13 protein-coding genes are annotated in these 14,693 nt (G+C 64.0%); 3 read left to right on the forward strand and 10 right to left on the reverse strand.

Going from position 1 to position 14,693, the window contains the following annotated elements; translation table 11 throughout:
• Window positions 1-4 precede the first annotated feature (4 nt).
• Window positions 5-1,642, forward strand: a complete 1,638-nt coding sequence (locus tag DOM41_RS01025; protein WP_110684983.1) for a gamma-glutamyltransferase — start codon at window positions 5-7, stop codon at window positions 1,640-1,642.
• Here DOM41_RS01025 and DOM41_RS01030 read toward each other — a convergent pair.
• Complete coding sequence (locus DOM41_RS01030; RefSeq protein ID WP_110684984.1) at window positions 1,607-2,563, reverse strand: LysR family transcriptional regulator; 957 nt, start codon at window positions 2,561-2,563, stop codon at window positions 1,607-1,609. The two genes, DOM41_RS01025 and DOM41_RS01030, sit on opposite strands and share 36 nt — an antisense overlap.
• Window positions 2,564-2,605: 42 nt before the next feature.
• On the opposite strand from DOM41_RS01030, the gene DOM41_RS01035 reads away from it, so the two are divergent.
• Together DOM41_RS01035 and DOM41_RS01040 are read left to right on the forward strand one after the other, a co-directional pair.
• On the forward strand, window positions 2,606-3,538 hold the full coding sequence (locus DOM41_RS01035) for a 2-hydroxyacid dehydrogenase (protein WP_110684985.1): 933 nt from the start codon (window positions 2,606-2,608) through the stop codon (window positions 3,536-3,538).
• A gap of 101 nt (window positions 3,539-3,639) precedes the next feature.
• Entirely contained in the window at window positions 3,640-4,467 is an 828-nt protein-coding gene (locus DOM41_RS01040) for an HAD-IIA family hydrolase (protein ID WP_110684986.1), read from the forward strand.
• 32 nt (window positions 4,468-4,499) lie between these two features.
• Here DOM41_RS01040 and hemG read toward each other — a convergent pair whose 3' ends face one another.
• The 9 genes from hemG to DOM41_RS01085 all read right to left on the reverse strand — a co-directional run bounded on the left by hemG (window position 4,500) and on the right by DOM41_RS01085 (window position 14,666).
• Window positions 4,500-5,909: a protoporphyrinogen oxidase gene (hemG, locus tag DOM41_RS01045; protein WP_110684987.1), complete on the reverse strand. Its 1,410-nt coding sequence runs from the start codon at window positions 5,907-5,909 to the stop codon at window positions 4,500-4,502.
• Window positions 5,910-6,036: 127 nt separating this feature from the next.
• Window positions 6,037-7,386, reverse strand: coding sequence for an aryl-sulfate sulfotransferase (locus DOM41_RS01050; protein ID WP_110684988.1), 1,350 nt, complete (start codon window positions 7,384-7,386; stop codon window positions 6,037-6,039).
• Between the two features lie 196 nt (window positions 7,387-7,582).
• The gene (locus tag DOM41_RS01055; protein ID WP_110684989.1) at window positions 7,583-8,188 is read right to left on the reverse strand and encodes a cysteine hydrolase family protein; all 606 of its coding nucleotides are present in this window, start codon (window positions 8,186-8,188) and stop codon (window positions 7,583-7,585) included.
• A gap of 107 nt (window positions 8,189-8,295) precedes the next feature.
• A complete protein-coding gene (locus DOM41_RS01060) occupies window positions 8,296-9,885 on the reverse strand; it encodes an ABC-F family ATPase (RefSeq protein WP_110684990.1) in 1,590 nt (529 codons plus the stop codon).
• 266 nt (window positions 9,886-10,151) lie between these two features.
• Window positions 10,152-10,916, reverse strand: a complete 765-nt coding sequence (locus DOM41_RS01065) for a glutamine amidotransferase (RefSeq protein ID WP_110684991.1) — start codon at window positions 10,914-10,916, stop codon at window positions 10,152-10,154.
• A gap of 39 nt (window positions 10,917-10,955) precedes the next feature.
• Window positions 10,956-12,020, reverse strand: a complete 1,065-nt coding sequence (locus DOM41_RS01070) for a phosphotriesterase family protein (RefSeq protein WP_110684992.1) — start codon at window positions 12,018-12,020, stop codon at window positions 10,956-10,958.
• Window positions 12,017-13,021, reverse strand: coding sequence for an ABC transporter permease (locus DOM41_RS01075; RefSeq protein WP_110684993.1), 1,005 nt, complete (start codon window positions 13,019-13,021; stop codon window positions 12,017-12,019). The genes DOM41_RS01070 and DOM41_RS01075 overlap by 4 nt, the downstream gene beginning before the upstream one ends.
• The gene (locus DOM41_RS01080) at window positions 13,021-13,800 is read right to left on the reverse strand and encodes an ATP-binding cassette domain-containing protein (protein ID WP_110684994.1); all 780 of its coding nucleotides are present in this window, start codon (window positions 13,798-13,800) and stop codon (window positions 13,021-13,023) included. The genes DOM41_RS01075 and DOM41_RS01080 overlap by 1 nt, the downstream gene beginning before the upstream one ends.
• Window positions 13,797-14,666 (reverse strand): substrate-binding domain-containing protein, encoded by an 870-nt coding sequence (locus DOM41_RS01085; RefSeq protein WP_223160894.1) that lies wholly within the window; start codon window positions 14,664-14,666, stop codon window positions 13,797-13,799. The genes DOM41_RS01080 and DOM41_RS01085 overlap by 4 nt, the downstream gene beginning before the upstream one ends.
• Between the last annotated feature and the right edge of the window lie 27 nt (window positions 14,667-14,693).

Genomic DNA, 14,693 nt, shown 5'->3' on the forward strand with positions numbered 1-14,693 from the left:
ATCCATGGCCACGAACAGACTTCAGGCAGATATCGACAACTGGACGCTGACCACGCCCGCGGCCCGTTCGCCTCAAGGCGTGGTGGCGTCGCAGCATCGGCTAGCGGCGCAGGCCGGCGCCGCTCAGCTCGATGCCGGCGGCAACGCGATCGACGCCATCGTCTCCACCGCCTATGCCCTCAACGCGGTCGAACCCTGGATGTGCGGGCTGGGCGGGTCGGGATTCATGGTGATCTGGCTGGCCAAGGAGCAGCGAGCGGTGGCACTGGACTTTCAGGGCACGCTCCCTGGCGGCATCCAGCTCGACGACTACCCGCTCGACCCTGACCGACCGCCGACGCCGATGGGCTTTCCCGGCGTGGTCGACAACGCCAATATCGAAGGCTACCGCTCGATCACCGTGCCCGGCGCCGTCGCCGGGCTCGAGCATGCGCTGTCACGATTCGGCAGCCGACCGCGCCGCGCGGTCATGGCGCCAGCGATCCAGCTTGCCGAACGCGGGCTCTTCGTCGACTGGTTCACCAGCCTGCAGATCGGCGTCTGCGCCCGCACGCTCGCTCGCGACCCGGTGTCGGCGTCGATCTATCTACCGGGCGGCCACCCGGCCCTTCCGGAGAGCCGAATCCGGATTCCCGGGCTCGCCGAGACTCTGGCGGAGATCGCGGACCAGGGCGCCGACACCTTCTACCGCGGCGCGCTGGCGGATCGAATGATCGCCGACCTGCAGGCCGGCGGCTCGCGGCTATCACGGGAGGATCTTGCCGCCTACGAGGTGTTCGAATACGAGCCGATGGCGGCCGAGCACCGCGGCTATACGCTCTACACGCCCGGCGAGGTTTCCGGCGGGCGACGGCAGCGCGAGATGCTCGCCCACACTCGTGCGTCGATGCCGACCCCGCCCGAGGCGCCAACGCCTGAGAGCTGGCTTGCCTATGCCGAGGCGCTGGAGCAGTGCTGGCGAGAGCACAAGATTCGCAACGGCGTGCTGTCGTCGACCGACGGCGACCGGGATGGGGAGAACGGTGCCTGCACCTCGTCGATGTCCTCGGTGGACGCCGACGGCAACATGGTCGCGCTCACCTACACCCTGCTCAATCGCTTCGGCTCCGGCGTCACGCTCCCCTCCACCGGCATGCTGATGAACGACAGCGTCAGTTACTTCGACCCGCGCCCGGGCTATCCGACGACCATGGCCGGCAACAAGCGCATCAACTCGTCGAACATGTGCCCTACGGTCGCGGTCAAGAATGGCGAGGCACGCTTCTCGATCGGTGCCTCCGGCGGCAACCTCATCATGCCGGCGGTGACGCAGGTAGCAGCGCTGATGACCGATTTCGAAATGCCGCTCGAAGCCGCCGTCCACCACCCGCGGCTCGACGCCAGCTTCCGCGACTCGATTCGCGTCGACCCACGCTTCGACCCGGCGACACTCACGCGACTCGGTGAGCGTTTCGCCCTCGAGATCAGCCAGCAGACGGTGTTTCCCAAGCTCTACGCCTGTGTGTCGGCGGTGTCGCGCGACCCGGCCACAGGGGAGTGCGTGGGCCTCAATGACCCGACCCAACCGATCGGTGGCGGTGCCGCGCCGGCACCGTTCGCCATCGACTCACTCGGTGACGGCGGCCCGGTGGTTCGCCCCTGAGCCGACGGCGGGCAGGAAGCGCGCATAGTCGCCGTGCTCGCGACACCAGCGCTCGGCGGCAGCGCTCGCCAGCGCGAGAATCTCGTCGATGAACGGACGTCGGGCGTCGTTGAGATGCACACAGCGGATTTCCAGCGGCGCCAGCGCCGTGGTCGTCGGCAGCTCGATCAGACGGCCACTCGCCAGATCCTCCTCGACGACCGCCAGCGGGATGGCCGAGGGTCCGAAGCCCTGGCGCAGCATCTCGACGATCATCGGCAGCGAGTTGGCGTAATGCCGCGGCCCTTGGCCAAGCTGCTCCTCGTGCACGTAGTCGGCGATCGGCGAGAACAGCGGCGACGTTCGCGGATAGAGGATCAGCGGCATCTCCCGGAGCTGATCCGGCGTCTTCGGGGTCACGGTATCGGCTACCCCATCGGGCCGGGTCACCCAGCCGACGCGGTATTCGACACCAAAGCTGTCCGCGACCGGCGAAAGGCCGGCATCGCTAGAGAGAAAAGCCGCATCGATGGCCCCGGAGGCGATCATCGGCCGTAACTGGTAGTTGGCCGAGGCGTGCAGATCGACCATCACTTCGGGGGCGTGGCGGCCAATGTCGGCGCGCAGCCTGGCGCCCCAGGTCAGCGCCGCCGGGCCCGTCATGGCGATCGACAGTCGCTGGCGCTGACGCTGATTCAGGCGACCGTTCATCGCCTCGCGCAGGTTGAGGAACTGCTCGGCATAGCTCGCCACCGAATGGCCGGATTCGGTCAGCGCGAAGTCGGCGCCGCGACGCTCGACGAGACGCGTGTCCAGCATCTCCTCAAGACCGTTGATGCGTGCCGACACGGCGGGCTGAGTCAGGCTGAGGCGCTCGGCGACGCGCTGGTAATTACCCAGTTGGGCCAGCCAGTAGAAGGCTTCCAGCTGTTTGAAATTCATTCGCGGGTAACCCGTTCATTGTTATCGTCAGGTAGATGAATCATGACCATTATCGTGTCTCACCCCTCTCCCGAGAAGATCGACTGGTGGATCGAACAGCTCACGCCGTTGCTGCCCGGCTGGACGATCCGCTCGATTCATGACCCCGGCGAGCCACAATCAGTGACCTACGCGGTGGTCTGGAAGCCCGCCACCGGCGCCTTCCTCCCCTTCCCGAAACTGAAGGCGATCGTCTCGCTCGGCGCGGGCATCGATCACGTGCTGGCGGACGCCGAGCTGCCGCGACAGCTCCCCATCATCCGCACCGTGGGCGAAGACCTGACCCAGCGCATGCGCGAATACGTGGCGCTCCACGTGCTGCGTCATCACCGCGACATGCCGGCGATCAGCGCCAATCAGAGCAACACGGAGTGGCAGCAGCTCGTCGTCCCGCCCGCCACCCGACGCACCGTCGGCATCATGGGACTTGGCAATCTCGGCGGTGCGGCAGCCAAGACGCTGGCCGGCCTCGGCTTCGAGACGCTCGGCTGGTCGCGCAGCCGGCGAGAGATCGAGGGGGTCACCTCCTTTGCCGGCGACGCCGAACTGGATGAGTTCCTCGGGCGCTGCGAGATTCTGGTCTGTCTGCTGCCGTTAACCGCATCGACGACCGGGATGCTCGACGCCGCGCTGTTCGACAAGCTCCCCGAAGGCGCGAGCATCATCAACGCCGGGCGGGGCCCGCACCTTGTCGAGACCGACCTGCTCGCCGCGCTGGATTGCGAGCGGCTCAGCCACGCCACGCTGGACGTCTTCGCGGTCGAGCCGCTGCCCCGGGAGCACACGTTCTGGTCACATCCCCGCGTCACGGTAACGCCCCATATCGCCTCGCTGATCGATGCACCGACCGGCAGCCGTATCGTGGCCGCCAATCTGCAGCGCTTCGAGCGCGACGGCCGGGTGGCGGATCAGGCCGATGCCGCCCGCGGTTACTGAACCGGCGTCAACGCGCCCGCCAGGACCTCACGAGTTGCTAAACTGGCTGTGAATAAGACAAACCGTTTCGAATTATCCACAGGCGGATGCCAAGAGGTGCCATGAGCAGCAGCAAAACAGGCGGCAAGACCCAGGCCAAAACCGAGGACAATACCGCGACTCGGCGCAACATCCAGTCCTGGCTAACCGACATGGACGGTGTGCTGGTTCAGGAGGGCAAGGCGATCCCGGGGGCCTCGGATCTTCTCGATCAGTGGCGAGAGCGGGAGGTTCCGTTTCTGGTACTGACGAATAATTCGATCTATACCCCGCGGGATCTCAGCGCCCGGCTCGAATACAGCGGTCTGATCGTGCCGGAGGACAAGATCTGGACCTCGGCGCTGGCCACCGCCGCCTTCCTGCGCGATCAGGCACCGGGCGGCTCTGCCTTTGTCATCGGCGAGGCGGGGCTGACCACCGCCATTCACGAAGCCGGCTTCATTATGACCGATACCCAGCCGGATTACGTGGTGCTCGGCGAGACCCGCTCCTACTCCTTCGAGGCGATCACCAAGGCGATCCGGCTGATCAACGACGGGGCACGCTTCATCTGCACCAACCCGGATGCCACCGGCCCCAGCGCCGAGGGCGTGCTGCCGGCGACCGGTTCGGTCGCCGCGCTCATCACCGAAGCGACCGGTCGCAAGCCTTACATCGTCGGCAAGCCCAACCCGATGATGTTTCGCTCCGCGCTCAACAAACTGGGCGTCCACTCCGACGGCACCGGCATGATCGGGGATCGCATGGACACCGATATCGTCGCCGGTATCGAGGCGGGCATGCATACCGTACTGGTGCTGAGCGGCATCTCCGATCAGGCAGAGATCGAACGCTATCCGTTCCGGCCCAAGGAGATTCTCTCCTCGATCGCCGACCTGGTGGACAAGTAGCGCCGCGGCGGGCATCGGTCCCGCCGCGCTGCTCAATGCTCGGCGAGCGTCTCGCCGAGCAGCCGCCCGTTCTCCAGACAGTCGCCCACCGCGATGCCGCCACGCCAGTTGCCGACCAGGTGCAGCGTGGCATGGTGTTCCAGCGCCGCATCGAGACGTTCGATCCGCTCGAGATGGCCGAGTTCGTACTGCGGAATCGCCTGCGGCCAGCGCACCACCCGACGCCATACCGGCTCGCCGCGAATGCCGAGCACATCGCGGAGATCCTTGATCACCTGCGCGGTGAGCGCCTCGTCATCGCCCTCGGCGGCTTGCGGAGATTGGCGGCCGCCGATGAAGACGTTGAGCAACTTGTGCCCGGCGGGCGCGCGGGCGGAGAAGAGCGTCGAGGGAAAGAGCGCGCCGAGCGTCAGGCGTTGCTCGACGCGCGGAATCAGCACGCCGAAGCCGTCGAGGGGGTGGTCGATATCGTCGTCGCGAAAGCCGAGCGCCACCGCGTTGACCGGCGGATAAGGGATCGCCTCGAGTGGTTCGGCCAGCGCCGGGTCGAGCGGGCGCAGCAGCTTCGCCGCGATGGGCGCGGCCACCGCCAGCACCAGCCGCTCCCCGCGCCACTCCTGGCCGCTGCGATCCGTCGCGACCCAGCCCGCCGCGTCGCGACGGACGCTTTCGATCTCGCAGCCGGTCTCGAGGGTGGCATTCGGCTGCGCCTCGATGCGCTCGCCCAGGCGTTCGGCCAGGCGCTCCAGCCCGCCCGGGAAGCTCACCAGTTGGCCGCGCCACTCGGCGGGCACGGCGGAGGGGTTGCGGCGAGCCTGACGTAGCCGCGAGAGGCCGCCGACGATCAGCGAGCGGTGCTCGCGCTCGATCGCGGCCAGACGCGGCATCGCCGCCTGAACCGACAGTTTCGACGGATCACCGGCATAGACGCCCGAGACGAAGGGGTCGACCATGCGTTCGAGCACGCGGGGCCCGAGGCGGCGCTCGACGAACGTCGCCAGCGACTCGTCAGCGTGCTTGGCGCGGGGAAGAAAGGGCTCACGGGCGAGCCGCGCCCAGCCAGCCAGGCCGATCAACGGCGAACGCAGCGCCTGCGCCGGGGTCATCGGCAGCGCCACCGGCTTGCCGTCGAGCACGACATAGCGCTTGTTGGCGATACTATTGGCAGGCTCGGCCTCGTCGAGCAGGCCGAGATCTTCGAGCAGCGCGTAGAGCGGCGGTTTCATGATGACGGTGTTGGGGCCGTGTTCGATCTGCCATTCGCCGTCACGTTCGCTTCGGATGTTACCGCCGACCCGCTCGCCGGCCTCGAGCAGTGTCACGGCCCGGCCGCGTTCGGCGAGCGTTCGCGCCGCCGCCAGCCCCGTCGCCCCGGCACCGACGATCAGCGTCGAGCCGCCTGTCGGTCCCGCTGCCCCTTCCCTTTCACCTTCACTGCGCATGACATCTCATCCCGTCTTCGATGCCCGCAGTGTATGCCTCGCGGGCCAGCCCCGCATCCGCCGGACGGGCACCGCCGCTGCGACACCCCGTCGCCGGCACGCGATCGACGGGGGTCGCTCGGCAACGTCACTCTCCCGGCGAACAGCCCGGGGCGGCAACGTAGCGCTCGCAGTCCGGCGTCACCGGGGTTTCGTCGCGCGGGGTGCCCGTCGGCGCCCAGTCGTAGTCGACGAGCTCGGCGCGATAGACCTGATTGGTGACGTAATCGTCATCCGGCATCGACTTGCCGAAGAAGGGGCTGACGTACTCCCACACGATCTCGCCGTCCGGCGTGACCTGAAAAAGCCGACCGTTCTGCCCCTCGTCGATGAGCGTGTTGCCATTCGGCAAGCGCCGGGCGCTTGAGATGAACGAGCTGTAGAAGCTGTAGGGCGAGCGGCCGGACGCATTGCCGGTGTACTGCCACACGATCTCATGGGTCTTGGGGTTGACCTCGATCACCCGAGAGGAGGAGAAAAAACCCTGCCGCGCCGGGGGGAAACCGGCGTTGCCCTGATTGTCGAAAATCAGCAGATTGCCCGCACCCGGCAGCCCCTCGGGGATCAGGTGGGTGTCGTGGGAGCCGACGGTCTGATCGATCTCGCGGCCGAGCTCACCGTTGAGAGAGAGCGCGGGAAAATCCGGACCGATGCGCCAGACAATCTCGTCACTGTCGCGATCGACAATGAAAGTGACGTTGGCGTTGCGCGAATTGACCAGGATATTGTCGGGTTTGAAGCGCTCGTCGCCGGCCTCGAACCAGCGGTTCGGTCCCAGCGGCGAGGCGGTATTGAAGTGCAAGAAATCGGGGTCCTTCGATGTCTTCAGCGAACGCATCCCGGCATCCGAGAAGCCCATCTCGCTGATATGGTCACCGGTCAGCCATTGCCAGACGACCTGGCCCTCCGGGTCGACCTCGACCAGACCATTGTCGATCACCTCGTAGTCAAAGCCGTTCAGCTCGCGCCTTTCGGCGGTCATTACCAGCGTGTTGCCGTTGGGCAGCCGGCGCAGATCGTGGTGCTGATAAACCGGCGATGCCTGGCTCCCCCAGTGCCAGTGAACCTCGCCCTCCCAGTCCACCTCGGCGACCGACGCATTGGTCAGGCCATTCCCGGGGCTTGCGTGCTCGGGCAGCGTCTCGACACGCGCCTGCTGAACCAGCAGATGGCCCGCCTCGCCGTCGGCCTGTGCCGCCGATAGCGGTACCGGCGGGAATCCCTCGAACTCCCATCGGTGGACCTCGTTGCCGTTCATGTCGATCAGATGGGTCTTGCGGTCACCACCGGGGAAGAGCACGTAGCCGCTATAGGCCCGCTCGGGATCATAGATCGTGGTACCGGTGGCAAAGCTGCTGGGGAGGGCCTGGGCCGTCGTCGCCGACAGCGCCAGGATGGCGGCCGAGGCCGCCAGGGTCAGGGGTCGCATCCGTTGCATCACGGCTCATCGCTCCTTCGTCGCATCTCACGGGATCCGATCGGCCTCGGCATCTGGCCGCAGCCGATCCGCGATGACGGGGCGTCATCGCTATCGATGAAGCGATAGACCGCGCCGATGACAATTCGATCCCCGGCAGGACGATTACGCGCGCCGTTCGTGCCGGGACTCCCGCTCCCCCGAATCGTCGGTCGACTCAGGGCAAGCGCTGAAGAAAGTCCTCGGCCGAGATTGGCTTGGAGAACATCGGATAGTCGTAGGCGATGGCAGCGTCGTGCTCTGCCTGGCTGGTCGCAGCCACACAGTCGGTCAGCGTCAGGACATCGAAGCCGCGCTCGTAGCCGGTGCGCATGGTCGATTCGACGCAGCAATTGGTCAGAAAACCGGCGAGCACGACGGTCTCGATCCCCTTGCTGCGGAGAATGAAGTCGAGGTTGGTAGAGGCAAAGGTATCCAGGCCACGCTTGCCCTCGATAACGATATCGCCGGACTGTGGCGCCAGCGACTTGCAGATCTCGGCCCCCCACTCGCCCTTGATGAAGGCCTTGCTCTCGACCACACCCGCCAGAATGCCGTACGGATGCGCGGTGATTTCGGCATAGCCCGGGGCGAAGTGAATCGGCGCGTGGAGAATGGCAACACCCGCGTTGCGGGCCTTGGCGACGACACGCTGGGTGTTGACCAGCATGTCGGTACTCGTCATCACCGGCTTGACGGCGTCATGCAGCACGCCGCCTTCGGTGGTGAAATCGTTCTGGAACTCGATCAGCACGATCGCGCTGTTGCGAGGATCGATGGTCATCGTGAACACTCCTGGAGGCAGGACCGGCGCCGGGTGGGTGACCGGGCGCAGGGAAGGAACCCAGTCTCAGCCTAGCCGATGGCGAGGCCGGCGGCGGTCTCATCTCCTCAGCCGTAGACGCCCTGGCTGCGTAGGTAGTCGTCGTAGCTGCCGCTGAAGTCGACGATACCGTCGTCCTTCATCTCGATGATGCGAGTGGCCAGCGAACCGACGAACTCACGGTCGTGGCTGACGAAGATCAGCGTGCCGGGATAGTTCTCCAGCGCCAGGTTGAGCGCCTCGATGGACTCCATGTCGAGGTGGTTGGTGGGCTCGTCCATCACCAGCACATTGGGCTTTTGCAGCGCGAGCTTGCCGAACAGCATCCGCCCCTGCTCGCCACCGGAGATCACCTTCACCGACTTACCGATATCGTCGTTGGAGAAAAGCATCCGCCCCAGCGCGCCCCGCACGGTCTGTTCACCCTCGGTGGTCCACTGGCGCATCCACTCGAAGAGCGTCTCGCCGCTTTCGAAATCCTCGGCGTGATCCTGGGCGAAGTAGCCCACCTCGGCGGCGTCGGTCCATTTCACTTCCCCGGCATCCGGCGTCATCGCCCCGGTCAGACAGTTCAGCAGCGTCGTCTTGCCGATGCCATTGGGGCCAATGATCGCGACCCGTTCGCCGGCTTCCACCTGCAGGTCGAAGCGCTTGAACAGCACGTTGTCGCCCCACGCCTTGGAGAGCTTCTCCGCGTTGAGCGCATGGCGATGGATCTTCTTGGTCTGATCGAAGCGGATGAAAGGGCTCACGCGCGAAGAGGGTTTGACCTCGTCGAGCTGGATCTTGTCGATCTTGCGCTGACGCGAGGTGGCCTGCTTCGCCTTGGAGGCGTTGGCCGAGAAGCGGCTGACGAACTGCTGCAGCTCGGCGATTTCGGCCTTCTTCTTGGCGTTCTCCGCGTGCAGGCGCTCGCGCGCCTGTGTCGCGGCAGTCATGTACTCGTCGTAATTGCCTGGGAAGAGGGTCAGCTCGCCGTAGTCCAGGTCGGCCATGTGAGTGCAGACGCTGTTCAGAAAGTGCCGGTCGTGGGAGATGATGATCATCGTCGAGCTGCGCGAACGCAGGATCTCTTCCAGCCAGCGGATGGTGTTGATGTCCAGGTGGTTGGTCGGCTCGTCGAGCAGCAGCACGTCCGGATCGGAGAACAGCGCCTGCGCCAGCAGCACGCGAAGCTTCCAGCCCGGTGCGACGACGCTCATCGGCTGCAGATGTTGCTCCAGCGGAATCCCCAGCCCGAGCAGCAGCTCGCCAGCACGCGCCTCGGCGGTATAGCCGTCGAGCTCGGCAAAGCGCACCTCGAGATCGGCCACCTTCATCCCGTCCTCTTCGGACATCTCGGCCTGGGAGTAGATGCGCTCACGCTCGGCGCTGACTTGCCACAGCTCCTCGTTGCCCATGATCACGGTATCGATCACCCGCTCGTCCTCGAACGCGAACTGATCCTGACGCAGCTTACCCAGACGCGTGGTGGCGTCCTTCATGACTTGGCCGGCGCTCGGCTCCAGATCGCCGCCCAGAATCTTCATGAAGGTGGATTTGCCGCAGCCGTTGGCGCCGATCAGGCCATAGCGGTTGCCCTGACCGAATTTGACGGAGACATTTTCGAACAGCGGCTTGGCGCCGAACTGCATGGTGATATTGGCGGTAGAGAGCAAAGCGCGGGATCTCGAGGGAACGACATGAATGGGCCTGCGACCGTGCAGCGGCATCGGTCAGGGCGGTCGCGTATTGTACGCGTGCTCGGCGTGCGCCGTCATCGTATCCGCCGGCCGGCGTGTCAGGAGCTCTTGCCTATAAGGAGTGGCCCGGCGAGACGCGAGGCGTCACGCCGGGCATCGCCGGACACAGCGTGTCGCTGCTGGCGTCACGAGAGTCACGGTGCTCAGGTTGCGCATCTTGTCTGAGCACCGTGCGGTCTCTATCAGCGCGTGGCCAGCCAGCCCAGGAGGTTTTTCCACAGCGTGGCATAGCCGGACCACTCGCAAAAATCCGACGATAGCCAGTGAGGTGCAATATCCGAAGTCCAAGCCGCCGTGCGACCGGCGCCATAGTGCCCCACGACTAGCAGCGGATGGCCGCCCTGATCTTCTGGCAGCTTGGCCAACACTTCGGCGCCATCACGCACCTCGACTTCATTGATACCGAGAACCGGTGGCCAATTGCTGCCGGGCAGCCCTGCCATGACGGGATGATCGGGCTCGCAAATCTCCGCGACGGCGCCCTCGGGGATTTCGATGCGATCGTCCCACGGGAGGCAGGTCACCGGTAGTGTTTCCTCAACCGGCGTCTTGCGCCAGCGAGCCTTGCCATCGATGCCCTGAAACGAGAAGTAGCCGCCCATCATGACCAAGTTGCCTCCTCGCTCGACCCATGTTTTGAGCATGCGCAGGCGATTCGGTACGCACTTCGAACGTAGCCAAACGTCCGACGGCAGCAAGAAGGTATTGGCACCAATATCGGACAGGATAATGACGTCGTAGGCATCCAGCGCCTCGATCTCGAAAGGGAACTCCTCCGCTGCCGCGTGAGCGGTCATATAGTCGACCTCGACCTCGCTGCCCTCTAGCGCTTTGAGCAGCGGTGTTGCGCCGGTGTGAAAATGCACCGATCCGAACTGATCGAACCCCTTGAAGTGCGTTTCGGAAGTGGTCCAGCTTTCACCGACGAGAAGTGCTTTAGTGCCCATGTGATTGTCCTTTTTGAGAGTCAGGGTCTTAAATACTGGCTACATTGCAGCGTCAAAAACGCGTCTAGGGTTGGTCACCATCAAGGCGTCCAATACCGCTTGATCTAGACCGTGGCGCTGAAGCCGAGGCAGAAAGTGCTTAGTTACGTAGGCGTAACCATTGCCGCCGTAACGGGTCAGCATCATTTTCACGAAGACGTCGTGAGACAGGAGAAGACGATCAAGAAAACCTTGCTCGATGAGTCCAACGATCGCGCGGGCCACCTCATCATCCGAAGGGCACTGGACGCCTTGATCGGCGTAGAAGAAATCCATACCGATCATGTCGAATTCCAGAAAGGCCCCTCGCTGCGCCAGCGTCGCTTGATAAACCGCATCAGCGTGGGAGGGATTCATGTGGCATAGCACGGTATGGCGAAGATCACCGCCCTCTTCCTCGACAATATCCAGCACCTGGTGAGCCAGCCGACACCAGCCGGGAAGATGCACCATTAGCGGCAGCCCCGTCCGTGCCTGGGCCCGCACCGCTCCACGTAGAGACCGCCTTTCTTCGTCGGTGAAATGCTCGGAAACACCGATCTCGCCAATCAGCCCAATACGCGCGCCGGTACCGTCGACCCCATTCAACGCCTCGGCCACAATCCCGTCGGCAATTTCATCGATTGTCAGTTGCTTGACCTGTTCAGACATCGAGTCAGCCAGATAGTGGCCTCCTCCCATAACGATCTGAACTCCGGTGGCATCGGCGATACGGCGTAGCTTCAATGGGTCGCGGCCAATGCCGCTGCAGGTCGGGTCGACGATGCTTCGGCCGCCGACGGCGGCAAACTGCTTCACCTCGTCGATGGCAAGCTCCAGATCGTCCAGCGCGATGTTGTGCTTGCTGACGAAGGGATCCTGGCGAAGCTCCGACAGTAGCTCGATGGACACTGGCGCCTCCGCCAAGTACTGCCGCTCTAGATCCTGGGGTGGGTGCCACCAGCATGAACAATCATTCTGCAGATGCTCGTGCATCAGGGTGTGCCCAAGGTCAGCCGCGGTAATCGGCCCGTTGACCGTCATCACCTTGCCGGAACCCACGTGACCGGGAGAAAGTTCCTTCATGCCGTTTTCCTCTTGCCAAGTCGCCAGCGGCGGTCGAACAGACGCGTGTTCATCCAAATCGCCACCAGGATGATCGTGCCGGTGACGATCTGGGTGAAGAAGGGCGAGATATGCATCAGGATCAATCCATTACCAATGACGGCGATGGTCATGGTGCCGAGCACGGTTCCCAGCATTGACGCCTTGCCGCCCTGTAGCGCGGTGCCGCCCAGCACCACGGCCGCGATCACCTGCAGCTCAAAACCCTGGGCGGCGTTGGAGGAGCCAGAACCCAGCCGGGCAGCCAGCAATATTGCCGCCACCGCGCAGGCGATACCGGCCACGACGTAGACCGACGCCAGCACCCGCCGAGCGGGCATGCCCACTCGACGCGCTGCTTCCATGTTCGACCCCACCGAAATCACCTGACGGCCGTAGGTGGTCCTGCGCATCACCACGAATCCGAGAACGGCGACAAGCACGGCCAACAGGGCGGGAACCGGCAACCCTACGATTTCGCCACGGCCCAGCCAGAAAAACCCTCCAGCATCCCGAATGGGGATCGAATAGCCCTCGGTCATGAACAGAGCCGCCCCGCGCAGAATCGACAGGCCCGCCAGCGTCACAATGAAAGCCGGGATGCCCTGATAAGAGATGAACCATCCCTGTACCCCTCCGATCAAGGCGCCCATGAGCAGCATCAGCATGATGGCGATCGGCCAGCTCACCCCAGCCGCGATGACAATCGCGACGGTGGCATTGATCAGCGCCACCATCGAACCGACCGAGAGATCGATACCCGAGGTAGCGATCACCAGTGTCATCGCCACCGCCACGATCAAGATCGGCGCCGCCTGACGCACCACGTTAAGCAGGTTGCCCGACGTCAAAAAATTCGGGTTCATAGCGCTGAAGAACGCAAGACATAGCAAGAAGAAGAGCGCGATCGAAAGGACCTGGGCGTGCTCGGATACGAGGTCAGCCAGCCATGAGCCACTCTGGCGCTCGGTGTAAGTGGCCATCAGTGACCTCCCTTGCCGACCACCAGGTCGACGAGTTCTTGAAGGTTGGTGTCCTCGATCATGCGTTCGGCCACCTTGGTGCCCTCGTACATCACGGCGATGCGATCGCAGACGCGGAACAAATCCTGCATGCGGTGAGTGATCAGCACCACTGCCACGCCCTTGGCCTTGACCCTGTTGATTAGCTCCAACACGGCTTCGACCTCCGCCACGGCCAGCGCCGAGGTCGGCTCGTCCATAATGAGTACTCGCGGCTGAAAACTGGCGGCACGGGCAATGGCAATCGCCTGACGCTGTCCCCCCGAAAGGTTCTCCACCTTGGCGGTGAGACGCGGAATACGGATTTCCAGTGCCGCCAGCATTCGATCGGCTTCAGCGAGCATCCGTTTTTGATCGAGGAACGGCCCGCGCTTTAGCTCCCGCCCCAGGAAAAGATTGCCTACGACATCGATGTGGTTACACAACGCAAGATCCTGGTACACCATCTCGATGTTCAGCTCCCGCGCTTCCAGCGGATTCGTATAGTGAGCCGGCCGGCCATCCACCTTAATGGCACCCTCGTCGGGCACGTAGGTGCCTGCGATCACCTTGGAAAGTGTCGACTTGCCCGCGGCGTTGTCACCGATCAACCCGAGACACTCACCGGGGCGAATGTCCAGATCGACCCCACGCAAAGCCTGATGCGAGCCAAAGGTCTTGTGAATATCGTGGAGACTGAGGATCGGGACAACATCGGCCGCCGCAGAATCATGGGGCTGAGCAAGGGCTGCGGCACTCATCGAAACAGCTCCCGGAACGCATCGACATTCTGCTGTGTGACGATAGTGACCGGCACCGCGATCTGTGGCTCGACCTCACTGCCGTCAGTCACCGTATTCAGGGCCTCGATGGCCGCTGCCCCCATGGCAGCAGGGTCCTGCTGAATAACCCCTTTCACGTACCCCTGATCGATGCCGTCGATGGCCTGCTGGGTTAGATCCCAGCCGTAGAGCGCAATATCGTCCTGCTTGCTCTGACTCGCGACGGCGGCGATGGCGCCCATCAGCGCCGGCTCACCAGTCGCGTAAATGGCATCGAGGCCCGGGTTGGCGATCATCAGATTCTCCGCGGCGGTTAGCGCAAGGTCCTGAACGTTCTGGCCGTCGACGGTGTCGACCACCTCGACGCTGGCATCGAGTGCATTCACGAAGCCATCCCGACGCACGTTCTGGATGTAGGCATTGAGCGCGCCCACGACCCCCAACCGTGAGCCAGCCTCGACGGTGTCGTCGTAATACTTGGCCAGCGTTGCCCCGGCCTTAGCGTTATCGACACCGATCTGGGCCTTCTGAGGTCCTTCCGGTAGCACCGCGTCGATGGCGACGACCGGGATACCGGCGGCGTCAGCCTGCTCGACCGCTGACATGATCCCGTTGACATCAATCGCCACCACGGCAATGCCATCGACTCCTTCCTGTATATAAGTCTCGACCGCACTGTTCTGATCCGACGCCACGTTGTTGGCGTTGAATATCAGCAGCTCAGCACCGAGCGCCTTAGCGGTCTCTTCCGCGCCGCGGTTTATCTCATTGAAAAACAGCGCCTGCTGGTTGGTCTGCACTAGCGCGAAGGTTTTCGACGCTTGAGCGATTCCGGGAAGCGCCATTAGGGCTAGCGCGCCTGACACTACAAT

Origin of the sequence: Salinicola aestuarinus, from assembly GCF_003206645.1 — a bacterium.
GTDB lineage: Bacteria > Pseudomonadota > Gammaproteobacteria > Pseudomonadales > Halomonadaceae > Salinicola > Salinicola aestuarinus.

Bases quoted from the DNA above. Each gene is read 5' to 3' on its own strand.
- DOM41_RS01040 (WP_110684986.1), top strand. From the start codon at position 3,640: ATGAGCAGCAGCAAAACAGGCGGCAAGACCCAGGCCAAAACCGAGGAC.
- DOM41_RS01080 (WP_110684994.1), bottom strand. From the start codon at position 13,800: ATGAGTGCCGCAGCCCTTGCTCAGCCCCATGATTCTGCGGCGGCCGAT.
- DOM41_RS01085 (WP_223160894.1), bottom strand. From the start codon at position 14,666: ATGGCGCTTCCCGGAATCGCTCAAGCGTCGAAAACCTTCGCGCTAGTG.
- DOM41_RS01035 (WP_110684985.1), top strand. From the start codon at position 2,606: ATGACCATTATCGTGTCTCACCCCTCTCCCGAGAAGATCGACTGGTGG.
- DOM41_RS01075 (WP_110684993.1), bottom strand. From the start codon at position 13,021: ATGGCCACTTACACCGAGCGCCAGAGTGGCTCATGGCTGGCTGACCTC.
- hemG (WP_110684987.1), bottom strand. From the start codon at position 5,909: ATGCGCAGTGAAGGTGAAAGGGAAGGGGCAGCGGGACCGACAGGCGGC.
- DOM41_RS01025 (WP_110684983.1), top strand. From the start codon at position 5: ATGGCCACGAACAGACTTCAGGCAGATATCGACAACTGGACGCTGACC.
- DOM41_RS01050 (WP_110684988.1), bottom strand. From the start codon at position 7,386: ATGCAACGGATGCGACCCCTGACCCTGGCGGCCTCGGCCGCCATCCTG.
- DOM41_RS01030 (WP_110684984.1), bottom strand. From the start codon at position 2,563: ATGAATTTCAAACAGCTGGAAGCCTTCTACTGGCTGGCCCAACTGGGT.
- DOM41_RS01065 (WP_110684991.1), bottom strand. From the start codon at position 10,916: ATGGGCACTAAAGCACTTCTCGTCGGTGAAAGCTGGACCACTTCCGAA.
- DOM41_RS01070 (WP_110684992.1), bottom strand. From the start codon at position 12,020: ATGAAGGAACTTTCTCCCGGTCACGTGGGTTCCGGCAAGGTGATGACG.
- DOM41_RS01055 (WP_110684989.1), bottom strand. From the start codon at position 8,188: ATGACCATCGATCCTCGCAACAGCGCGATCGTGCTGATCGAGTTCCAG.